This is a genomic window from Caballeronia cordobensis (genome assembly GCF_001544575.2).
Classification (GTDB): domain Bacteria; phylum Pseudomonadota; class Gammaproteobacteria; order Burkholderiales; family Burkholderiaceae; genus Caballeronia; species Caballeronia cordobensis.
In genome coordinates this window covers 291,508-313,521 of sequence record NZ_FCNY02000004.1, presented here as the reverse complement: position 1 = coordinate 313,521, position 22,014 = coordinate 291,508, and the positions used below count along the sequence as shown (strand labels likewise).

The window sequence follows — 22,014 nt, the reverse complement described above, 5'->3', positions numbered from 1 at the left end:
GTCAGCGTTCCTTCCTTGCTGGTCGCGTGCGGCTGGTCGCGACGACCGCCTCACGCAGATTCGATTCCGGCTCGCCGACATAGGCGGCAACGAGCCGTTCGTCGGCCATCTGACGAATCGGGTCGCTCATATACAGCGCGAGAGACAACGTGCGAGCCAGGCGGCATGCCAGCATCGATTTCGCGCCGCGCGTGTGGGTCGCTCGCATCGCGTCACCGTGCTTGCGGTCAGTGGACGCCGCGCCACGCGAGCGTGCCGGCGTCGATGCTGAAGGTGCTGCCCGTCGAGAACGACGCTTCGTCGGACGCGAGGAAGCACACGAGCTTCGCGACTTCTTCGGGCCGTCCCAGACGTTTGAGCAGATGCGTGCCCCACAGGCGCGCGCGGGCCTTCTCGCGGTCCTGCGCGTGCTCGACGCTGTGGCCGAGCATCGGCGTGTCGATCGCGCCGGGCGCGTAGGCGTTGCAGCGGATGCCCGCATCGGCGAGATCGAGCGCGATCGCCTTGGTCAGCATCACGACGCCGCCCTTGCTCGCCGCATACGCGGGCAAACCCGGATACGCGACGCTGCCCGCCACCGACGCGCCATTGACGATGGCCGGACTCTTCGTGGATTTCCGCAGCCACGGCGCGGCAAACTTGCACGCGAGCCACATCGCCTTGAGATTCACGTTCATGACCGTGTCCCATACGGCTTCTGGCAGGTCTTCGATCGTCGGGGCGCGGCCGGTCAGGCCGTCGTCGGTGACGCCGGCGTTATTGACGAGCACGTCGATGCCGCCCGCGAGGCGCGCGGTTTCGTCGATCATGTGGCGGATCGCGTCCGTGTCCGACAAGTCCGTGCGGATGAAGCAGGCTTTCGCGCCGGCTTCTTCGACCTCGTGAGCGGCCGTCGCGCCGCGGTCCGCTTGCAGGTCCGCGAGCGTGACCCATGCGGCGCCCTGGCGCGCTGCCTCGATCGCGATGGCGCGGCCCATGCCCTGCGCCGCGCCCGTGACCACGACGACCCGGTCCTTCAGCTTCATTGCGTGTCTCCGTTCTGTTTTTTCTGCTTGATGAGAGACAAGGTAAAGCAACGAAGTGAGTTAATCTATAAGAGGCTGTCTCTGAAAGTTTATCGATCGTCTCAACATGGACATCCTCACCGACATCATCCGGCTCATGCGGCCGCAGGCGATCAGTTGGCGAACGGTCGACGCCCAGGGCCGATGGGGCATGAGCGTGCCGTGCCGGGACATACCCGTGTTCTGCCTCGTCGTCACGGGGCAATGCTGGTACGTGCCGCGCCACGGCCAGCCGCTCCTGCTGCGGCAGGGCGACTATCTGCTGATGCGCGCGACGGCCCGCTACTGCCTCGTGAGCGATCCCGACGCCATCGGCACGCTGCATGCGATGGAAGCGCACGTCGCGAGCGATCAATACGTGCGCTGGGACGAAGGGCTCGGCGGCGAGAAGGTGCGGCTCGTCGGCGGCTACTTCGAGATCGGACCCGAGCATACGGCGCTGTTCTCGGGCATGCTGCCGGACTTTCTGCACATCCGTTCGTCGGATGAAGAAGCGGGACGGCTCTCGCGTCTTATCGCGCTGATCGGGGACGAGTCCGGCTGGGACCTGCCGGGTCATGACCTCGTGATGAGCCGGCTCGTCGAGATCATGCTGGTCGAAGTGTGGCGCCGTCCGCTGACGAAGATCGACGCGCGCGAAGCGGGCTGGTTCAGCGGCATGGCGGATCCCAACATTCACCTCGCGCTGCAGCGGATGCACGCGGACGTGGCGCGTCACTGGACCGTCGACAGTCTCGCGAAGGAAGTCGGTATGTCGCGTGCCGCCTTCGCGCGGCGTTTCGCGGAGCGTGTCGGCGTTGCGCCCGCGACGTATCTGTCGAACTGGCGCATCGCGCTCGCCAAGGATGCGCTCATCAACAGCGAGCGCCCGATCATCGATATCGCGCTGTCCATTGGCTATTACTCGGACAGCGCCTTCAGCACGGCATTCAGCCGTAGCGTGGGCGTCGCGCCCGCGGCTTTCAGGCGCGCGAGACGAAGCGAACAGCCCGCGCAATAGCGGGGGTTCGCAGCTATACGCCGATCTGCTTGAATCATCGTTTTTTAGTATTTCCCCTTTGGCAGGGCTCGCCCGTATCTTGTGCTCATCGCGGCGTCAACAGTCGCTTCTTCCGGAAGCGATGCAAGGCGCGGTTCATCGAATTCGCAAGAGAGCGCACCATGCTGAGGGTATGCATTTTCGGAGGCGGGGCAATCGGCGGCTATCTGGCGGCGCATCTCGCACGAGCCGGACGCTGCGAAGTGAGTGTCGTCGCGCGAGGCAGGACGCTCGACGCCATCCGCCGCCACGGGCTGCGCGTCACGACCGCGAACGAGACGTTCACGGTGCCCGTGCGCGCCACGTCCGACACACGCGAACTGGGCGTGCAGGACTACGTGTTCATCACGCTCAAGGCGCATCAGGTCGATGAAGCGCTCGAGCAGATCGCGCCGCTGATCGGCCCGCGCACCACGGTGCTGCCGCCGACCACAGGCATTCCGTACTACTTCTTTCACGCGTTTCCCGGACCTTTCGACGGGCGGCAACTGCCCGCGCTCGATCGCGACGGGCGTCAATGGCGCGCGATTCCGCCGGCGCAGGTGCTGGGCTGTGTCTACTGGATCGGTGCGCATGCGAGCGCGCCGGGCGTCATCGTGCAGGACGGCGCGAAGGCGGGCTGTCCGGTCGGCGAACTCGACGGCAGCGACTCGCCTCGCGTGCGAGCACTGAGTGAGCTGCTCTGCGCGAGCGGCATCGAATCGAAGGTGAACAAGGACATTCGCTCCGCGATCTGGGTGAAGTTCGTCAACAGTCTCGCGTTCAATCCCGTTGCGCTGCTCACGCAAGGCACATTGGGGGAAATGGCGGAGGCGGGCGGCGTGCTGAACATCGTCCGCGCGGCGATGACCGAAGCCGATGCCATTGCCGCGCAACTGGGGCTGGCCATCGGTCCGGCGCCCGACAAGCGCATCGCGCTGACCATCGGTGCATCGAATCACAAGATGTCGATGCTGCAGGACCTGGAGGCGGGCCGTCCGCTCGAACTCGAACCGCTGAGCCGCTCGATTCGCGCGCTGCGCGATCTCAAAGACGTGGATACCCCCGTTCTCGACGCCGTGCTCGCGATGGCGCAACTGCGCGCCGTCACGGCGGCGCACGCACTCAAAACACAGGAGCAACACGCATGACACACGCATCCACGACAGCCGCGACGCAAGACGACCACGACTTCCGGCGCCCGCTCGCCGGCGTGAAGATCGTCGAGGCATGCAGCTATATCTCGGGTCCGTTCTGCGCGCAGATGCTGTCCGATCTCGGCGCCGACGTCATCAAGGTCGAACCGCCCACGGGCGATCCGTATCGCAATTTCGGTCACGGATGGAAGGGTGTGGGCACGGTGTGGACCAATGCGAATCGCGGCAAGCGCAGTGTCACGCTCGATCTCAAGTCCGCGGACGATCTCGCGAGATTCAAGACGCTCCTGCGCGACGCGGACCTGTATATCGAGAACTGGCGTCCGCATGTGTCGGCGTCGCTCGGGTTGAGCTTCGAGGCGGTGAGCGCGCTGAATCCGCGCATCGTTCAGCTTTCGATCACAGGGTACGGCGCGGACGGCGAACTCGCCGCCGAGCCGGCCTTCGACGCGCTGATTCAGGGCCGCACCGGCCTGCTCAGCTACGAAGCCGCGGGCGGCACGCCGCGCGCGACGAACACCTTCGTCGCCGACAAGGTCGCCGCGATTTTCGCCGCGCAGATGGCGCTCTCGGGACTGATCGCGCGCGATCGTGCCCAGAAGGCGATTCATCTCGAGACGTCGATGCTCGACATGCTGTCCTACTACAACTTTCCGGACATGTTCCACAACCGCGCTTTCATCGACGACGCATCGCCCGAAACGCTCGCGCCGCAGCCGGTGCTGGCGACGAGCGACGGGTATCTCGTGATTTCGCCCGTGTCGGGCAAGCAGTTGAGCCGCACGCTCGAAGCCGTCGGGCATCCCGAATGGAAAGACGAGTTGAAGAAGATCACCAGCAAGCGCGATATGACGCACGCGTTCTTCGAGCGCATCGCGGCACCGCTCAGAAAACAGACGACCGCGCACTGGCTCGCGCGTTTTCGCGAGCTGGATGTGCCGGCCGGCCCCGTGAATGCGCCGGATGCGCATCTGAACGATCCGCAGGTGCGGCATAACCAGTTGTATTCGCAACTGGAAACGCCCGCGGGTGCAGTTCGGGCGATACGTTACCCGGCACGCTTCAACGGGCACCTGTTCAAACCTCGCCAGGCCGCGCCCGCGCTCGGCGAAGGCAATGCCGAACTGTTCGGCTCGTGACAAGAACCAACGGCCGAACATCGCCGATACGGAGAAACCAGTGCCCATCATCCTGAGTGGCGTCGACGGCATTCGTGCCTGTCTGGGCATCCATCTGGGTCACAGCGACTGGTTCGAGGTCGATCAGGCCGTGCTCGATCGCTTCGACGCGTGGACCGATGACCGGCCGACGGGACATATAGACGGCGCGAATCAGGCGTTCGTGCCGGGCAGCGTCTTGCTCGCCTTGCTGATTCCGATGCTTCAGCAGATCTACATGCTGGAGGACACGCTGAATGTCGCGCTTCACAGGATCGAGCAAGTGCAGTTCGTCGCGCCCGTTCCGACAGGCTCGGGTCTGCGCGTCGGCGCAACGGTCAGGTCGGTTCAGCCGGCGGGCGATCACTGGCATCTGCATCTCGAATGCGCAATGGAATGCGACGTCCTAAGCGGGCCGGTCATGCGCGCGAACGTGCTGTACCGGTTCCGGTCGGCGGTTGTTGCAGGCGTACCGAACCTGTCGTTGTGCGCGCGGTGAACCGGTTACATGACATCAGCGAAATCAGGATTTTAATGTAGTACTACAAATCAAAGTCTCGAAGATATGAGACATGGAGACAGCAATGAAATATTGGAGATGGCCGTCAGCCGCCGCGGTTTTGTTTGTATCAGCGCAGGCGTCGGCGCAAAGCAACGTGATGATTTACGGCATCATCGATTACGGTCTGAACTTCGTGAACAATGCGCAGACCGCGACGCCCGGCGGACGCACGGGCAGTCATCAATACGCGATGAGCAGCAGCATCATGCAGGGCAACCGTCTCGGGTTTCGCGGCACCGAAGATCTCGGCGGCGGTTATCAGGCGATCTTCGTGTTGGAGAACGGCTTCGATATCGGCACGGGCGCGCTCGGTCAGGGCGGCAACATATTCGGCCGACAAGCGTATGTCGGTCTCGCGTCGCCCTACGGCACCGTGACGATCGGCCGTCAGTACGACTCGGCTGTCGATTACATCGGGCCGATCACCGGCGCGGTGGGCAACGGCACGTATGCGCTGCACGGCAACGACATCAATAACTTCGGCAACACGTACCGGGTGAACAACGCCGTCAAATTCACCAGCAATACCTATAGCGGATTCAAGTTTGGCGGGTTGTACAGTTTCGGCGGGGTGGCGGGTTCGTTCGGCACGAACAGCATCTATTCCGCGGGCGCTTCCTATTCGAATGGCTCGTTCACGGGCGCCGTGGCTTATCTGCGCGCTCGCGATCCGAACCGGTCATTCTTCGGGAACAACCCGAATAGCTCGGCCACCGCGAATAACCTCGGCGCGACGAGCGGCGTTCAAACTAACCCGGTGTATGGCGCCTTTGCGTCGGCAGCGTATTACCAGGTTATGGGCGCCGCGGTCCAATACGCGCTACAGAGCGTCACGGTCGGCTTCGACTATTCGCACATCACGTTCGGCGATCTGAACTCGCCTTCGTCGGGCAATCTCGCGCTGACCAATCCACGCGGTTATACGGGCAACGCCGCATTCAACAGCTACAACGTGTTTGCGCGTTATGCCATCACGCCGTTCCTCTGGCTGAACGGCTCATACGACTATCTCGTGGGCGGCGCGATCGACGGTAAGGACAGTGCGAAGTACCACATGTTCAATGCCTCGGTCGATTACTTTCTTTCGAAGCGAACCGACGTTTATTTCATGGCGAACTACCAGATCGCATCCGGCGTGGATTCGACCGGCCAATCCGCCGTGGCGTCTTATCTGACGATCACGCCATCCAATACGCCGCATCAGGTCGTGCTGCGTGTGGGTATGCGGCACCGGTTCTAGACCGCGATCTCCAACACATTGCGAGGAACGAATGAACATGCTCGAGACTACTGCTACATGCCCATTCGCCACGGAGCGCTTTCCGTGGCCGCGAGACGGCGCCGCGCCGCTGGCGCCGCCGAGCCAATACGCGACGTTGCGCGAGCAGGCTCCCGTCGTTCAGGTCAGTCTGTGGGACGGCAGTCTCGCGTGGCTCGTCACCGACATGGAGCACTTCCGCGAGGTCATGACGAGCCCGCATTTCAGCGCCTCGCCGCTGACGCCAGGCTTTCCGTTCGTCTCGCCGTCGCGGGCCGCGCAGTCGAAGTCGTACCAGACTTTCATCACGATGGATCCGCCCGAGCACGGCCATTATCGCCGGACGCTCACGAAGGAATTCATGGCAAAGCGCATGCAGGCTTTGCGCCCGCTGGTTCAGCGTTCGCTCGATGAGCTCCTCGACGACATGGAGCGCCACGGCGCACCCGCCGACTTCATCGAGGCTGTCGCGTTGCCGCTGCCGTCACTCGTCATTTCGATCATGCTCGGCGTGCCTTATGAGGATCACGACAAGCTGCAGAAATGGAGTGGCAACCGGATGGATCTGTCGATCGCACCCGAAGAATTGACGCGGTCGGCGCAACATATGAATCAATACATCGACGCGCTCTTGCTGGAAAAGGAGCGCGATCCTGGCGACGGCAGCGACCTGTTGAGCCGGATGGCGATCGAATGGATCAATCCCGGCAAGGTATCGCACGCGGACGCCGTGCAGATGGCCACGCTGCTCTATCTCGCCGGACACGAGACGACCGCGAATCAGATCGGCCTCGGGCTGCTGAGCCTCTTTCAGCATCCCGAGCAACGCGCTGCATTGATGGCCGACGCGTCGCTCGTCAAGGGCGCCGTCGAGGAAATGCTGCGCTTTCATTCGATCACGCACATGAATTCGAACCGGGTTGCGACGGAAGACGTCGTGATCGGTGGTCAGTTGATCCGCAAGGGCGAGGGCGTGCTGGCGCTGCTCCACGGGGCGAATCACGATCCGCTTGCGTTTCCCGAACCCGAAAGCTTCGACATACGCCGCGATACGAAAGACCAATCGCATGTCGCATTCTCGTTCGGCATTCACCAATGCCTTGGTCAGCCGCTTGCGAGGCTCGAACTTCAGGTGGTGTTCGAAACGATCTTCAAACGCTTTCCGCATCTCGAACTGGCTGTACCCGAGGATGCGCTGCGTTACAAGGACACGTCCTTCGTCTACGGATTGAAGGCGCTGCCTGTCCGCTGGTAGAGGGAGACCGCGATGAACAAGCAACCGTACAGAAAGGTCTGGCATGCGACGTTCGACGCGCTGATCGCGCTGTTTGCCAGTCTGGCGATAGCGGCATAACGAAGGAGGGGAAGGCAATGAGTCGGAACCTGGCTGGAAAGGTGGCACTGGTCACGGGCGGCGGGTCGGGCATCGGCCGGGCCACAGCGATTGCATTTGCCCGGCGCGGTGCGGCCGTCGTCGTGGCGGACGCCGATGCTGCGGCTGGCGTCGAGGTCGTCAAGCTAATCGAAACGCAAGTCGACGCGCGAGCGATGTTCATCCAGGTCGATGTCACCGATGCCGAGTCCGTCACGGCCATGATGCGATCGGCTGTCGAGCGCTTCGGCGCGATCGACATGGCGTTCAACAATGCGGGCGTGCCGGATCGCGCTGCAAGCCTGCATGTCTCCACGCAGGAGAACTGGGACCGCGTGATGTCCGTGAACCTGGAAGGCGTGTGGCATTGCATGAAGGCCGAGCTCGATCACATGCTGATCGCGGGGAAGGGCGCGATCGTCAACAATGCGTCGCGCTCGGGTCTCGTTGGCGTGCCTTCCGATGGCGTCTACGGTGCGGCGAAACACGGTGTCGTCGGGCTGACGAAGGCGGCGGCGATCGAGTTCGCGGCGCGAGGCATTCGCATCAACGCGGTGTGTCCGGGGCTGGTCGAAACGGCGCTGACGCGCGCACGCTTCGGCGACGAACTGCTCGCGCGTGCGCAGACGGCCAATCCGCTCGGACGTATGGCGCAACCGGAGGAAATCGCGGATGCCGTCGTGTGGCTGTGCTCCGATGCTGCATCTTTCGTGGTCGGCGTGGCGCTGCCCATCGACGGCGGCGCGACCGCGCGCTGAATGACTGCAACGGTTCAGACAAAAAGGGCTTTTCCGATGGCAAACGATACTTCCACGCAATCCTGTCCGTTCGACAACGACACCTTCCCGTGGCCCCGTGCCGCGGAATGCCCGCTGCATCCGCCGCCGCGCTATGCGGTCGTTCGTGAGAGTGATCCCATCAAGCGCGTGAAAGCGTGGGACGGCAGCGACGTATGGGTCGTGACGAAGATGAAAGACTTCCGCGACGTACTGACGAGCCCTCACTTCAGCGCATCGCCGGAGACACACGGCTATCCTTCCGTGTCGCCCGCACGCGCGGCGCAGTCGAAGTCCTATCAGACCTTCATCACGATGGACCCGCCTGAGCATGGTCAGTATCGGCGCACGCTGACCAAGGAGTTCATGATGAAGCGCATCGATGAACTGCGGCCGTTCGTGCAAGAGACGCTCGATGCGCTGCTCGAACAGATAATCGGGAAAGGCGCGCCTGCCGATTTCATTCAGGACGTTGCGCTGCCGCTGCCGTCGATGGTCATCTCCATCATGCTCGGCGTACCGTATCAAGATCACGCGCGGTTGCAGCAGTTGAGCAGCAATCGCATGAATCTCGACATCAGTCCGGAATTGCTCAGGCAGTCTGCTCAGGAAATGGAGCAATACATCGACTGTCTCCTGCGCGAGAAGGAGCGCGATCCTGGCGAGGGCAAGGACCTGTTGAGCCGTCTCGCGATCGAGTGGATCAATCCGGGGAAGCTGTCGCATGCAGACGCGGTGCAGATGGGCGTCCTGCTTTATCTGGCAGGACATGAAACGACCGCCAATCAGATTGGTCTCGGCCTGTTGAGCTTGCTGGAGGATCCGGGGCAAGTGAAGGCGCTCATCGCGGACCCTTCGCTCGTGAAGGGCGCGGTGGAGGAGATGCTGCGCTTTCACTCGATCACGCATATGAATTCCGCTCGTGTGGCGACCGCCGACGTCATGATCGGCGGCCAGCTCATTCGCAAGGGGGAAGGCGTGTTCGCGCCGGTGCAGGCGGCCAATCACGATCCCGAGGCATTCCCGGAGCCCGACCGTTTCGATATTCGTCGTGATGGCAAGGGCGCCTCTCATGTCGCGTTCTCGTTCGGTGTACACCAGTGCCTGGGCCAACCGCTTGCGCGCCTCGAACTACAGGTCCTGTTCGAAACGTTGTTCAAACGGTTACCGACGCTGCGTCTCGCGGTGCCGTTCGATGCGCTCGAGTTCAAGCGCAATGGCAATGTCTTCGGACTCGTTTCATTGCCGGTCGAGTGGTAGCTTCGTTCGAGGGAAAAAGATGACGCAATCCGACCGAGCCATTCTCTGTGCGACGCTGACCGTACGCGAAAGCGACGAAGAGAACTTCGTCGCCTGGCATACGCGCGAGCATTTGCCGGAGCGCCTTGCCATTCCCGGATTTCTGCGTGGCCGGCGCTTCGAATGTACGGATGCCAAGCGGTGCTATCTGATTCTCTACGATGTCGACAGTCTTTCCGTGCTGTCCCGGCCGGACTATCTCGAACGCCTGAACAACCCGACTGCCTGGACGCGTGCCACGCTTCCGGCCTTCCAGGATGGCCGTCGCTCTGCATACCGGTTGATGGCGAAAGCCGGAAATGCCGAAGGGGCGTTTGTCATGATGGTCAGTGCGCGGCCTTCCGATCCGCTCAGATTAAACGAAGCGATCACGCCCGAGTTGCTTGACGGCTGGTGCAAACGGCGGGGCATCGCGCGGATTGTTCTTGCACAACCTGACGAGACCGCTTCAACGCATGTGACGGAAGAGAGTCGTCGAAGCGGCAATCGCTTTGCCGAAGAGTGGGTTTTCTTGGTGGAAGGGATTTCCGAAGCGCATCTTCGGGATTTTGCTCGCGATGAGTTCACTGCTTCGCGCTGCGATCTTTGGGGCGTAGTCGAAGATGCATGCTGGAAGATCTACGGTTTGCAGGTGAGTGTCGGTGATCTCTGATCGCGGTTGCGCGGCGAGGAAGCGAAGGCCGCGCAACCGTAAGGGCGTTTAACCGCCGCTCGCCTGATTCAACGTCAAATGCTTCGTTTCAGGCGCCCACGCAATCGATACGATCATGCCGACGAACAACACTGCGGCAAGCGCCATCATCGTCATCTGAACGCCGGCCTGCGCGATGCCGATTGGCAGCAGGAACGTGCCCACCGCCGATCCCAGGCGGCTGCACGCGATCGACAAGCCGACGCCGCACGCCCGCGCCTCGGTCGGAAAGCATTCCGGCGGAAACACGCCGACGAGATTCGAGAACGCCGACATCGTTAATGTAAAGATGCCGAACGCCACGATCATGCCGAGATTCGCCGACGAAGGCAGCACGCTCAGCGCAAACAGCGACAGACAACACACCGCGAACGAGCCGATCAGAAACGAGCGGCGCGACAGCCGGATCGTGAGCCAGATGCCGAGCAGCGCGCCTAGCACGAGAAACGCGTTGAGCAGCAGATCGGCGCCGGAACCTTCGGGCAGACGGATCGCAGTGAGAATGCTCGGCAGAAACGTATAGATCGCGAAGTAGGGGATCACGAGGCACACGAAGAACGCGCAATTGAACACGGTGCGCCGGATCAGGTCCGGCTCGAACAGCCGCGCGAAACCACCTTTGCCGGCGAAGTGCTCGCCCGTATCGCCACCGAGCGTCACGTTCGGGCCGAAGTGCTTGCGCACGATGCGCATCGCTTCGTCCTTGCGGCCTTTGCCGAGCAGCCAGCGCGGCGATTCCGGCGTGCCCACGCGCAGAATCAGCACGATGAAAGCCGGCACGCCGGCGGACGCGAGCAGCCATCGCCACGCATCGGGCGATGCATCCGCGTAATGCATGCCGAGCACGTTCGCGATCACGTAGCCGATGGTCCAGATCACGCTGAACGACCCGAGCAGCGTGCCGCGATGCTTGCGCGGCGAAAATTCGGCGAGGATCGCATGCCCGACCGCGAAATCGCCGCCCATGCCGAAGCCGATCAGCACGCGCAAACCGACGAGCATCGCGGGCGTGGTCGCGTAGAACTGCGCGAACGCGGCCGCGGTGATGATGATGAAGCTCAGGAGGAAGATCTTCTGCCGCCCGAGTCTGTCGGAGAGCCAGCCGAACACGAGACTGCCGAGAAAAATGCCGATCAGCGCCGATGAACCGAGCAGGCCCATCCAGAACGCATCGAGCGGAATCTGTTTGTTCAGCGACGACAACGCGTAGCCGATCGTGCCGAGCGCATAACCTTCGGTGAAGTGCGCGCCGAAAGTCAGGCCCGCGATTTTGACGTGAAAGCGGTTCAGCGGCACGTCGTCGAGCGCGATGCGCCCGTGCGCGGCATCGATGGGCGCGGCGGCGCGCGGGGCGAGCGGTTGCGCGCCCAGGCTTTGCATATCCAAGATTATCTCCTCCACTTCCGAGTGGCGCGGCGCATCGTACGCCGCCTGAAAACCGCGCACGCGATGGCTTTATCGTTCGTGCGTGCGCGGCGAACCGGTGAATCAGCGGCCGAGGCCCGCCATCATCATGTACTTGAGCTCCATGTATTCATCGAGCCCGTACTTCGATCCTTCACGGCCTAGCCCCGACTGCTTCACGCCGCCGAAGGGCGCGACTTCGGTCGAGATGATGCCTTCGTTGATGCCGACCATGCCGCTCTCTAGCGCTTCCGCGACGCGCCACGCGCGCCCGAGATCGCGCGTGTAGAAATACGCGGAGAGGCCATAGGGCGAGTCGTTCGCCGCGGCGATGACATCCGCTTCCGTCTCGAAGCGGAAGCACGCGGCCACCGGGCCGAAGGTTTCTTCATCGGCGATCAGCATGGAAGGCGCGGCATCCGCGAGCACGGTCGGCTCGTAGAACGTGCCGCCGAGCGCGTGCGGCTTGCCGCCCGTCAGCACCTTCGCGCCCTTGCTCACGGCATCGGCGACATGCGTGCGCACCTTCTTGAGCGCGGCATCGTTGATGAGCGGTCCCTGATCGAACTCGCCTTCGAGGCCGTTGCCGACGCGTAGCGTGTGCACCGCGCGCGTCAACGCCTGCGTGAACGCGTCGTAGACGCCGTCCTGCACGTAGAAGCGATTCACACACACGCATGTCTGCCCGGTGTTGCGGAACTTCGACGCGATCGCGCCCTGCACGGCGGCGTCGATGTCGGCATCGTCGAACACGATGAACGGCGCATTGCCGCCCAGCTCCAGCGACAGCTTCTTGAGCGTATCGGCCGATTGCTTCGCGAGCAGCTTGCCGACGCGCGTCGAACCGGTGAACGACAGCTTGCGCACGTCCGGCGATTCCGTCAGCACCGCGCCGATGGCCGCGGCATCGCCGGACACGACGTTGAATACGCCCGCCGGAATGCCCGCTTCCTCGGCCAGCACGGCGAGCGCGAAAGCCGAGAGCGGCGTCTCTTCCGATGGCTTCAGCACCATCGTGCAGCCCGCGGCGAGCGCGGGGCCCGCCTTGCGCGTGATCATCGCGAGCGGGAAATTCCACGGCGTGATGGCCGCGACCACGCCCACCGGCTCGCGCGTCACGATGATCTTCGAGTTGGGCTTCGGACTCGGAATCACGTCGCCGTAACTGCGCTTCGCTTCTTCCGCGAACCATTCGAAGAAGCTCGCCGCATACGCGACTTCGCCGAGCGCTTCGGCCAGGGGCTTGCCCTGTTCGCGCGTGAGCAACTCCGCGAGCGTGTTGCGGTTCGCGAGCATCAGCTCACCCCAGCGCTTCACGCGCGCGCCGCGTTCCTTGGCCGTCAGCGCGCGCCATGCGGGAAATGCGCGCTTCGCCGCGTCGATCGCCTGGCGCGTTTCCGCGCTCCCGCCGCGCGCGACGTTCGCGATCACGTCGCCGGTCGCGGGATTGCACACCGGATACGTGCTCGCGCTTTCGCGCCATTTGCCGTCGATGTAATGATTCGATTGCAGGAGGTTCGTCATGCTGCGCGCTCCAGTGCGTTTTCGAAGACGCCTTGCGCGGCACGCGCCTCGCGCGCGATGCGCCGGCCCGCCGTGTAATCGTTGATGAGATCGCACGGCGTGTAGTTGCGGTCGAGCTCGTACAGTTCTTCGTCGTCGAGCTTCGTGTCGAGCGCGGCGAGCGCGCTGTCGAATTGCGCCGCCGAATCCGCGCCGACGAGCATCGACGAAATGCCCGGACGGCTCAGCACCCACGCCTGCGCGATCTGCGCCGCCGACACGCCGCGCCGCGCCGCCACGCGCGCCACCGACGCCGCGATCTCCTGCGACACGCGATCGCCGTACATTTGCGCGGTGAAGAAATCGGTCTGATTGCGCGTGGATTTCGCATCCGATGTCAGCAGGCCGCGCGCGAGCGGGCTGAACACCGAGACGCCCACGCCCTGATCGATGCAATACGGCACCATCTCGCGCTCTTCCTCGCGGTACGCCACGTTCAACTGCAACTGCATGTTGATGGGCTTGTGCCAGCCGTGCTTCTCGCACGCCTGCATGATCTTCGCGAACTGCCACGTGTACATCGTCGAAACGCCGATGTAGCGCGCCTTGCCCGCGCGCACGATGTCGTCGAGCGCCTGCATCGTCTCTTCGACGGGCGTGTTCACGTCGAAGTAATGCAGCATGTAGACATCGACGTAATCCATGCCGAGACGCCTGAGCGACCCGTCGATGCCGTCCATGATGTGCTTGCGCGAATGGCCGCCCGCGTTCGGATAGCTCGCCATGTCGTAGCCGACCTTCGTCGTGACGACGACTTCCTCGCGCTTCGCAAGCCGCTTCAGAATGCGGCCGACGACTTCCTCGCCGACGCCCGTCGAATAGAAATCGGCCAGATCGATGAAGTTCACGCCGCGATCGAGCGCGTGCTTCACGATCGGCTCGCTTTGCGCTTCGTCGAAAATCCACGGCTTCCATTGCGGCGTGCCCATGTTCATCGTGCCGAGGCACAGGCGCGAAACCTTCAGGCCGGATTGGCCGAGACGCACGTATTCCATATGTTCGTCTCCTTACTTCTTCGGCGTGTAGAACGGGTTGGACACGTCGCGCGCGGCCTTGAACACGGCTTCCTTGCGCGGCAGGCCTTCCATCGCGGCGATGATCGCGTTCTTGCACGCGCGATAGTTGTTCTCGAAGACGGCGTCGAGATCGTCGGTTTTCGGGTTGACCCAGTTCGCCGACACGACGACCCAGTCGTTTTCTGCCTCGGGCGGCAGCGTGCCGTTTTCGAGCGATTCGGCCACCGCCTTCGCGATGCCCGCCTGCGATGCGCCCCACGTCGCGTTGCCGTGGAAATCGCCGTCGATCTGCGCCTTGTTGACGTAGAGCGTGAGCGGCTTGGTCGGCACGCCCGGCTGCGCGATCACGACGAACGGCGCGTGCCCGGCCGACGGCGTCGCGAGCGCGGTCGCGAATGCCTGACCAGCGGGGCCGTTGCGCGGCCCGACCAGCACGTTGATGTGGGCGAGGTTCACGCCCGGCCCTTCGAAGCCTTCGCCGATGAAAAGATTCTTGTCCATCTGTCTCGTTCCTTGTGTCCGGTTACGCCACCGATGCGGTGGATGCAGGGCATTCTGCGGCGGGCTTCGCGCGGGGAGGAACCGACGATTTTTGAGGGCGGCGTTGAGGAAAGCTCAACTCGGGGTTGACCCGTAGGCTGGATTGTTGCGGTTTGCGCGCGGTTTTCGTCCTCTTAAGCGGTTCATAAGGTTCGCGTCCTGAAAATGTTGGTTTGTTCCTGAATGCGGAGCGTTCCGGCGCGAGTGTGCCGCCACCGCCGCCTCCGCAGACGCGCATGCCCGCCACCGACTCCATTCCCCCGCCGCAGGCCGCCGACGCCCCGTGGCGCTATTTCGATCTCGCCAAGGCGCGCGTGCAGATCCACGAACCGCCCGCGCCCGGCGAGGTCTATCTCTGGCTGGTGCCGACGGAATTCCGCTTCGCATCGGCGTCGAACATCGGCAACTGGCTCAGCGCCGCCGAACGCCGGCGCGCGAAACTGCATCCGAACTCGGCGCTCGGCCGGCGCTTCAGTGTCGCGCGCGCCACCTTGCGTCTCGTGCTCTCGTACATGCTCGGCTGCGCGCCGCAAGACGTGACCATGGACGACGAACCCGACGAACGCATCGTCGTCGCTCATGCGCCCGGCGAGCGCGCGGTTCACGTCGATGTCGCGTATTCGGGCGTGTGGATCGTGATTGCGGTGGCATCGGCGAAAATAGGGCTCGGGCTGACCGTCGAGACGGCCGGCGCGCACGATGCCGCCGCCCGACAAGCCGTGCGGGACGAGGCGGCGCACATCGGCAGAACGCGCGCGGAATGTGGCGGCGCGCGCGAGGACGCGCCCGCGCCCGACTGGCACAGCCTTACACTGCCGATGCCGGGCGGCATCTGCGGCGTGCTCGTCATGGACGCGCCCGTGGCGCGCGTGCAGGCGTTCGGCTGGGAGCGGCCGGTCGAAGCGGAGGGCAGCGCGACAGCGTCCTGAGCCCGCGCGCGGCGGGCAATAACGGAGAAACAGGACATCATGGATTACACGGCGCTCGCGCAACGCCATGCGGTTGCGATCATCGCGATCGCGCTTTTCGTCGTACCGTCGATCGCGGCTTTGGCCTGGCGTCTCGCCGCGCGCCGACGCCGCGCATCCGGCGCGACGATCATCGCGGCGGCGCTGGCGGCGGCCGTGCTCGGCGCGGCCGTGTTCATCGGCATCGCGACGCGCATCGCGCACGGCACGGCGTTTTCATCGGCGGATCAGCGTCTCGTCGACGCCGTGCGCGACGGCACGCCCGCCGTGCTCGCGCGAGGCTTCGCCGTGCTCACGCATCTCGGCGATCCGTGGCTCCTCACGACACTGTGCGCGCTCATGTGCGTCGCGCTCCTCGTCACGCGCCGCTTCGGTCTCGCCGTCTACCTCGCCGCGGTGACGGGCGTGGGCGGCCTGCTCAATCAGGCGCTCAAGGCGATGATGCGCCGCGACCGTCCCACCGGCTCGACGGTTCCGCTGCCCGAGAGCTTCGCGTTTCCGAGCGGGCACACGTTCGGCTCGATGGTCTGCTACGGCATGTGCGCCTATGTGCTGCTGCGCCTTGCGCCGACGCGCCGCGATCCGCTCATCGTCGCCCTGGCGTGTTTCATCGTGCTCGCGATCGGCACGAGCCGCGTCGTGCTCGGCGTGCATTTTCCGGGCGATGTGCTCGGCGGTTTCGCGTCGGGCGGCGCGTGGCTCGCGGCGTGCATCGGCGCGGCGGAATGGGTGCGCCAGCGACGCGCCCGCGCACTTTCGGACTAGGTCGATTGAACCGCGCGGCGGATGCCGATAGCTTCGGACCTTTTGCAAAGGCTGAAGCGAATGATCCAATCGAAAGCATGTCTGGCATGGGCGCTCGTTTGCGTCGTGCTCGGTCTGAACGGCTGTGCGGCCTTCATCCCGGACCCGAATCCGACCGAATTCATGAGCCGCGTGAAGATCGGCATGACGCGCGCGGATGTCGAGGACAGGCTCGGCCCGCCCGATGGCAACTGGGGACCGTGGCACTCGCAGTGCACGGAATACGGCTTCGGCAAGCATGGCGCCGACCGCTACGCTGTCTACTACAACAACCAGAGCCGCGTGGTGTTCACGGAGCACGCAAACTGCAACGTCGAGCGAGCGAAGGAAGTTGGCCTTCGCTGAGCGTCGAAACGAAAAACCCACGCAAACGCGTGGGTTTTATGTCGAGCGAACGATTCAGCGCATCAATTCGCCGCGGGCCGCCACTTCAGCAAACGATGCTCGACCGCGGTGAGCAGATAATCCGCCGCGAGCGCGACCACGGCCAGCACGATCATCGCCGCGAACACGCCGCTCGCGTTGAACGCGCCTTGCGCCGTCGAGATCAGAAGGCCGATGCCCTGCTTCGAGCCGAGAAATTCGCCGACCACCGCGCCGACGAGCGCGAAGCCGAAGCTCACGTGCAGGCTCGCGAGAATCCACGACAGCGCCGACGGAATCACGACCGACGTCGTCACCTGCCGCCGCGACGCGCCCAGAATCTGCGCGTTCGCGATCATGTAGCGGTCCGCCTCGCGCACGCCCTGAAACGCATTCGCGAACACCACGAAGAACACCATCACGACCGCGAGCGCCACTTTCGACGCCATGCCGAGACCGAGCGCGATCACGAACACCGAGCCGAGCACGACGCGCGGAATCGAATTGGCGATCTTGATGTAGAGGCTGAACACGTCCGAGAGCAGCTTGTTGCGGCCGAGCACGATGCCGCAGACAATGCCGCCGGCCGAGCCGATCAGAAAGCCGAGAATCGTCTCCTCCAGCGTCACCCAGACCTGCGTGAGCAGCGGCCCTTGCGACGTGCCCTCGACGAACCATTCGACGATCTGCTCGAAGATCGCGGACGGCATCGAGAAGAAGAACGGATCGATCCAGTGCAGGCGTGCCGAGAGCTCCCAGCCGCCGAGCACGAACACGAGCACCGCGATACGCAGTCCGATCACGAGCGCATGGCGCTGCTTGATGCGCTTTTGCGCTTCGCGTTCGACTTGCGCGAGCGCGGCCGGGTCGATGCCCGCGGGCATCGCTTGTTGAGGCGTGGACATATTTGATGTTCCTTTCGGACAGGTTCAACCGATCTGCACTTCTTCGCGCAGGTCGTGCCAGATATCGCGCGAAATCTCGATGAAGTGCGGGTGATAGCGGATTTCCGACGTGATGCGCGGACGCGGCAGGTCGATCTCGTAGACCTTCTTGAGCGTGGCGGGCCGCGCGCTCAGCACGAACACGCGGTCGGCCAGCGCGATCGCTTCTTCGAGATCGTGCGTGACGAACACCACCGAGCCCGCATTGCCCGACCACAACTGCAGCAGTTCGTCCTGCATCAGCGTGCGCGTCTGCATGTCGAGCGCGGAGAAAGGCTCGTCCATCAGCAGGATTTCGGGCTTGTTGATGAACGTCTGCGCGAGCGCGACGCGCTTTCGCATGCCGCCCGACAACTGATGCGGATAGTGCTTGCCGAACTTGTCGAGGCCGACGCGGCGCAGCCATTCGTTGGCTTCGTCGTAGGCCGCGGACTTCGAGCGGCCGCGATAGAGCGGGCCCGCCGCGACGTTGTCGAGCACCGAACGCCACGGGAACACCGCGTCGGCCTGGAACACGAAGCCGATGCGCGGATCGATGCCATCGACGGGCTGGCCCATGACGCGCACTTCGCCGGTCGTCGGCTTGAGCAGGCCGGTGATCATGCTGAGCGTCGTGGACTTGCCGCAGCCCGTCGGGCCGACGATCGCGACGAACTCGCCCTTCGCCACCGACATGCTGAAATCGCGCAATGCGACGGTGGCCTTGCCGTCCGGCGAGATGAAGCGGCACGAGACGTGGCGCAGCTCGATTGCAGGTTGAGCGGATTGAGTCATCGTGAAAGCCTCACTTCGACGCCGTCGCCGTGCCCGCCACGTATTCGTTCGAATACGTGCGCGCGAGATCGATATGCTTGCCCTTCACCGAAGGATTGAAGGCCGAGAGCACCTTCAGCACGGTGTCGGGGCCATCGGCGGGCATCTTGCCGTCCTTCGTGAACATCGGCAGCGAGGCCTTCAGCGCGGCCACGTACAGGTCCTTGTTCTTCGCGTAATAGTCCTTCGGCATCTTCGCGGTGATGTCTTCGGCGCTGTGCGTCGCGATGAAGTTGAGCGTCTTCGCGAACGCGCGCGAGAGCTTCGTGGCGTCGGCCTTGTGCGATTCGGCCCACGCGCGCTGCACGTAGAAGCTCGATGCCGGATACGTGCCGCCGAGCGCGGCGCGCGTGCCTTCGAGCGTGCGCATATCGACGAGCACTTTCGCTTCGCCGGTCTTGAGCAGTTGCGAGACGGTCGGCTCGGTGGTCATGCCCGCATCGATGCGCTCCTGCTTGATCGCCGCGATGAAGCTCGCGTCCGCGCCCACCGGCAGCAGCGTGTATTCCTTCGAGCTCACGCCCGCGCGCTGCGCGAGATATTGCGTGAGAAAGCTCGTCGATGAACCGAGGCCCGTGACGCCGAGCGTCTTGCCTTTGACATCGGCCATGCTCTTGATCTTGTCGGCCTGCTTCGTCGAGACCATTTCGACCTCGCCCGGCACCTGGCCGAAGATCACGAGCGCCTGCACTTCCTTGCCCTTGCTTTGCAGGTCGATGGTGTGATCGTAGAAGCCGACGACGCCTTGCACCGCGCCCGCGAGCAGCTCGTTTTCGGCATCCACGCCGGCGGGCTGCGAGAGAATTTCGACGTCGAGCCCTTCGTCCTTGAAGTAGCCGAGTTGCTCGGTCAGCTTGGCGGGCAGATAGATGATCTTGGTCGCGCCGCCGACCATGATCGAAATCTTTTCAGCGTGCGCGGATACGGACGTCGCCGCGAGTGCGAAAGCAATACCGGACACAGCAGCGATCTGGCGCAGAGTACGCATCAGAAGTCTCCTTGAGGTGGGGCCGCGTTGGAAGATGGGCCCGCTTTTCGAATGTGTGCGGCGATTATAGGAACGGGAAACCTTCTGTCAGCTTTCTATGCCGAAGGCAAAGCATGGGTGTTAACCCGATGCGATGCCCGGCGCCGTAGCCCCTACAATCGCGCCACCATGAAGCTGCTTCTCATCGAAGACAATCCGACGCTCTCGCTCTGGCTCGCGAAGATGCTGGAACAGGAGTCATTCGCGCTCGAAGCCGTGCAGGATGGCGAGTCCGCGGATCAGCGCCTGCGCACGAATCAGTACGATGTCGTGCTGCTCGATCTCAACCTTCCGCGCTTGTCCGGCAAGAACGTACTGCGAAGAATGCGCCAGCGCGGCGATGCGACGCCGGTGATGATCCTGACCGCGAGCGGTTCCATCGACGAAAAGGTGGAGTTGCTCGGCGCGGGCGCGGACGACTATCTCGTCAAGCCATTCGAAGTGCGCGAACTGGTTGCGCGCGTGAAGGTGATGATCCGGCGGCGCTCGGCATCGACGGCCAATGAAGTCGCGTGCGGCGATCTCGTCTTCGATATCGACACGCGCCAGTTCACGCTAAAGGGCGCGGCGCTCAATGTGACGCCGCGCGAGCGCAGCGTGCTCGAAGCGCTCATTCTGCGGCTGGGCAAGACGGTCTCGAAGGCGTCGCTTCTGGATACCATCTTCACGCACGAAGACAGTCCGAGCGAGGACGCGCTCGAAATCTACGTCTCGCGGCTGCGCAAGAAGCTCGATGGCAGTTCGGCCGCGATCGTCACGCTGCGCGGGCTGGGCTATCTGCTGCGCAAGAAGGACGATGACCAGTAGATGACCAATAGCCTGCGCGTGCGTCTTTTGTGGTGGCTGCTCGTGCCGCTCGCGATCTACGTGTTCGTGACCGGCAAGGCCGCGTACGACAATGCGCGCCACACCGCCGATCTGGTGCAGGAGAACACGCTGCTCGCGTCCGCGCGGATGATCGCGGGCGAAGTGGAATGGTCCGATGGCCGCCTGCTCGTCGATATTCCGCCTGCCGCGCTGGAGGTGTTCGCGTCGCCGCAGGGCGATCAGGTGTTCTACAACGTGAGCGTCGACGATGGCCGTCTGCTCGCGGGCGCGCCCGACTTTCCTACGCGTGCGAGCGCGGGCCACGACGCGCCGGTCTACTACGACGCCGATCTGCACGGCAAGCCGATTCGCGCGGTCGGCATCGTGCGCCAGATGTACGACAACGGCGCGATCCGGCGCGTGCTCGTTTCCGTCGGCAAGACGCAGGCGTCGCGCGATGCGATGCTGCGCGAGCTCTGGCGTCCGCAACTCGTGCGGCAGATCGAGATGGTGCTGCTGGCCGTGGCGCTGGCGTGCATCGGCCTGACCTTCGAATTGCGGCCGCTCCTGAAGGTGAAGGAAGAGGTCATCGACCGCGATCCGATGCAGCTCGAACCCTTGCGCGTCGAGCGACTGCATACGGAATTGCGGCCGATCGTCGAGGCGATCAATCAGTGCATCGCGAGGCTCGGGCTTCAGGTGGCGGCGCAGCGGCGTTTTATCGCGGATGCGGCACATCAGTTGCGCACGCCGCTCACGTTGCTGGAGACGCAGTTGCAGTTCGCGCGGCAGCATCGCGAGATGGAGCCGTCTTTGAACGAAGCGCTCGCGGCGATGCAGCGAAGCAACCGGTCGATGGTGGGGCTCACCAACAAGTTGTTGCTGCTCGCGCAGGCGGAAGCTGCGGACTACGCGCAACTGGCGAAGCAAAAAGTCGATCTTGCGGCAATCGCGCAGGATGTGATCGAAGATCTCGCGATGTTCGCGCAGAAACGGGACATCGATCTCGGCGCGGAGCTGGTGGAATCGGCGCCGATGATCGGGCATGAGGGATTGCTGTCGGCGCTGGTCTATAACATCGTCGAGAACGCGATTCGCTACACGCAGCCGGGCGGGCACGTGACTGTCGCGGTGGCGTGCGATGCGGCGCGCGTGACGCTGACCGTCACCGACGATGGCCCTGGCATTCCCGCCGAGGCGCGCAGCCGCGTGTTCGAGCCGTTTTATCGTGCTTCCGCGGATACGGAAGGCACGGGGTTGGGGCTTGCGATCGCAAAGGAGATCGTGCAGGCGCATCGGGGGGAGATTGGGCTGGGACATCGCGAGCATCCGGCGCGCGGGGTCATCGTCACGGCGAGCTTCGCGATTTTCGACAGTCTTATGTAATGACCATTCGATTCCCGTCACCCGT

General features: G+C 63.8%; 23 protein-coding genes. 14 read left to right on the top strand and 9 right to left on the bottom strand.

Annotation, left to right across the window (positions count from 1 at the left end):
- Position 1 precedes the first annotated feature (1 nt).
- Both AWB70_RS38225 and AWB70_RS10080 read right to left on the bottom strand, forming a co-directional pair.
- A complete protein-coding gene (locus tag AWB70_RS38225) occupies positions 2-208 on the bottom strand; it encodes a hypothetical protein (RefSeq protein ID WP_053571846.1) in 207 nt (68 codons plus the stop codon).
- A 19-nt stretch (positions 209-227) separates the two neighbouring features.
- Positions 228-1,025: an SDR family NAD(P)-dependent oxidoreductase gene (locus AWB70_RS10080; protein WP_053571847.1), complete on the bottom strand. Its 798-nt coding sequence runs from the start codon at positions 1,023-1,025 to the stop codon at positions 228-230.
- A 106-nt stretch (positions 1,026-1,131) separates the two neighbouring features.
- Here AWB70_RS10080 and AWB70_RS10075 point away from each other — a divergent pair, with 106 nt between their 5' ends.
- The 9 genes from AWB70_RS10075 (at position 1,132) to AWB70_RS10035 (ending at position 10,315) form a co-directional block, all read left to right on the top strand.
- Positions 1,132-2,064 carry an AraC family transcriptional regulator gene (locus AWB70_RS10075; protein WP_063786754.1) on the top strand — a complete coding sequence of 311 codons (933 nt, stop codon included), beginning with the start codon at positions 1,132-1,134 and terminating at the stop codon, positions 2,062-2,064.
- Between the two features lie 161 nt (positions 2,065-2,225).
- Positions 2,226-3,233: a ketopantoate reductase family protein gene (locus AWB70_RS10070; RefSeq protein WP_053571848.1), complete on the top strand. Its 1,008-nt coding sequence runs from the start codon at positions 2,226-2,228 to the stop codon at positions 3,231-3,233.
- Positions 3,230-4,378, top strand: a complete 1,149-nt coding sequence (locus AWB70_RS10065; protein WP_053571849.1) for a CaiB/BaiF CoA transferase family protein — start codon at positions 3,230-3,232, stop codon at positions 4,376-4,378. The genes AWB70_RS10070 and AWB70_RS10065 overlap by 4 nt, the downstream gene beginning before the upstream one ends.
- Before the next feature lie 40 nt (positions 4,379-4,418).
- Positions 4,419-4,895, top strand: coding sequence for a hotdog family protein (locus AWB70_RS10060; RefSeq protein ID WP_053571850.1), 477 nt, complete (start codon positions 4,419-4,421; stop codon positions 4,893-4,895).
- 85 nt (positions 4,896-4,980) lie between these two features.
- Positions 4,981-6,198 carry a porin gene (locus AWB70_RS10055; RefSeq protein ID WP_050878638.1) on the top strand — a complete coding sequence of 406 codons (1,218 nt, stop codon included), beginning with the start codon at positions 4,981-4,983 and terminating at the stop codon, positions 6,196-6,198.
- A gap of 31 nt (positions 6,199-6,229) precedes the next feature.
- A complete protein-coding gene (locus AWB70_RS10050; protein ID WP_053571851.1) occupies positions 6,230-7,471 on the top strand; it encodes a cytochrome P450 in 1,242 nt (413 codons plus the stop codon).
- A gap of 116 nt (positions 7,472-7,587) precedes the next feature.
- Positions 7,588-8,346, top strand: a complete 759-nt coding sequence (locus AWB70_RS10045) for a glucose 1-dehydrogenase (RefSeq protein ID WP_053571852.1) — start codon at positions 7,588-7,590, stop codon at positions 8,344-8,346.
- Positions 8,347-8,382: 36 nt separating this feature from the next.
- On the top strand, positions 8,383-9,624 hold the full coding sequence (locus AWB70_RS10040) for a cytochrome P450 (RefSeq protein WP_053571853.1): 1,242 nt from the start codon (positions 8,383-8,385) through the stop codon (positions 9,622-9,624).
- A 19-nt stretch (positions 9,625-9,643) separates the two neighbouring features.
- Positions 9,644-10,315 (top strand): DUF4286 family protein, encoded by a 672-nt coding sequence (locus tag AWB70_RS10035; RefSeq protein ID WP_053571854.1) that lies wholly within the window; start codon positions 9,644-9,646, stop codon positions 10,313-10,315.
- A gap of 48 nt (positions 10,316-10,363) precedes the next feature.
- On the opposite strand, the gene AWB70_RS10030 is transcribed toward AWB70_RS10035, so the two are convergent.
- The 4 genes from AWB70_RS10030 to fae all read right to left on the bottom strand — a co-directional run bounded on the left by AWB70_RS10030 (position 10,364) and on the right by fae (position 14,838).
- Entirely contained in the window at positions 10,364-11,734 is a 1,371-nt protein-coding gene (locus AWB70_RS10030; protein WP_053572138.1) for an MFS transporter, read from the bottom strand.
- A 108-nt stretch (positions 11,735-11,842) separates the two neighbouring features.
- Positions 11,843-13,282 carry an NAD-dependent succinate-semialdehyde dehydrogenase gene (locus AWB70_RS10025; protein WP_053571855.1) on the bottom strand — a complete coding sequence of 480 codons (1,440 nt, stop codon included), beginning with the start codon at positions 13,280-13,282 and terminating at the stop codon, positions 11,843-11,845.
- Positions 13,279-14,316, bottom strand: coding sequence for an aldo/keto reductase (locus AWB70_RS10020; RefSeq protein WP_053571856.1), 1,038 nt, complete (start codon positions 14,314-14,316; stop codon positions 13,279-13,281). Before AWB70_RS10020 ends, AWB70_RS10025 begins: the two co-directional genes overlap by 4 nt.
- Positions 14,317-14,328: 12 nt before the next feature.
- Positions 14,329-14,838, bottom strand: a complete 510-nt coding sequence (fae, locus tag AWB70_RS10015; protein WP_045459597.1) for a formaldehyde-activating enzyme — start codon at positions 14,836-14,838, stop codon at positions 14,329-14,331.
- Positions 14,839-15,113: 275 nt separating this feature from the next.
- Here fae and AWB70_RS10010 point away from each other — a divergent pair, with 275 nt between their 5' ends.
- The 3 genes from AWB70_RS10010 to AWB70_RS10000 are packed head-to-tail and all read left to right on the top strand — an operon-like array spanning position 15,114 to position 16,994.
- Positions 15,114-15,806, top strand: a complete 693-nt coding sequence (locus AWB70_RS10010; RefSeq protein WP_235024193.1) for a 4'-phosphopantetheinyl transferase family protein — start codon at positions 15,114-15,116, stop codon at positions 15,804-15,806.
- A 39-nt stretch (positions 15,807-15,845) separates the two neighbouring features.
- A complete protein-coding gene (locus AWB70_RS10005) occupies positions 15,846-16,610 on the top strand; it encodes a phosphatase PAP2 family protein (RefSeq protein ID WP_053571858.1) in 765 nt (254 codons plus the stop codon).
- Positions 16,611-16,670: 60 nt separating this feature from the next.
- On the top strand, positions 16,671-16,994 hold the full coding sequence (locus AWB70_RS10000) for an outer membrane protein assembly factor BamE (RefSeq protein ID WP_041733594.1): 324 nt from the start codon (positions 16,671-16,673) through the stop codon (positions 16,992-16,994).
- 62 nt (positions 16,995-17,056) lie between these two features.
- Here the strand turns inward: AWB70_RS10000 and AWB70_RS09995 are convergent, their stop codons facing one another.
- The 3 genes from AWB70_RS09995 to AWB70_RS09985 are packed head-to-tail and all read right to left on the bottom strand — an operon-like array spanning position 17,057 to position 19,757.
- Complete coding sequence (locus tag AWB70_RS09995; protein ID WP_045459602.1) at positions 17,057-17,917, bottom strand: ABC transporter permease; 861 nt, start codon at positions 17,915-17,917, stop codon at positions 17,057-17,059.
- A 24-nt stretch (positions 17,918-17,941) separates the two neighbouring features.
- Positions 17,942-18,730 carry an ABC transporter ATP-binding protein gene (locus AWB70_RS09990; RefSeq protein ID WP_014253059.1) on the bottom strand — a complete coding sequence of 263 codons (789 nt, stop codon included), beginning with the start codon at positions 18,728-18,730 and terminating at the stop codon, positions 17,942-17,944.
- Positions 18,731-18,740: 10 nt separating this feature from the next.
- Positions 18,741-19,757, bottom strand: coding sequence for an ABC transporter substrate-binding protein (locus AWB70_RS09985; RefSeq protein ID WP_053571859.1), 1,017 nt, complete (start codon positions 19,755-19,757; stop codon positions 18,741-18,743).
- Positions 19,758-19,925: 168 nt separating this feature from the next.
- Between AWB70_RS09985 and AWB70_RS09980 the strand changes: the two genes are divergently transcribed.
- A complete protein-coding gene (locus tag AWB70_RS09980; RefSeq protein ID WP_045459606.1) occupies positions 19,926-20,603 on the top strand; it encodes a response regulator transcription factor in 678 nt (225 codons plus the stop codon).
- Positions 20,604-21,989 carry a sensor histidine kinase gene (locus AWB70_RS09975; protein ID WP_053571860.1) on the top strand — a complete coding sequence of 462 codons (1,386 nt, stop codon included), beginning with the start codon at positions 20,604-20,606 and terminating at the stop codon, positions 21,987-21,989.
- The last annotated feature ends 25 nt before the right edge of the window (positions 21,990-22,014 follow it).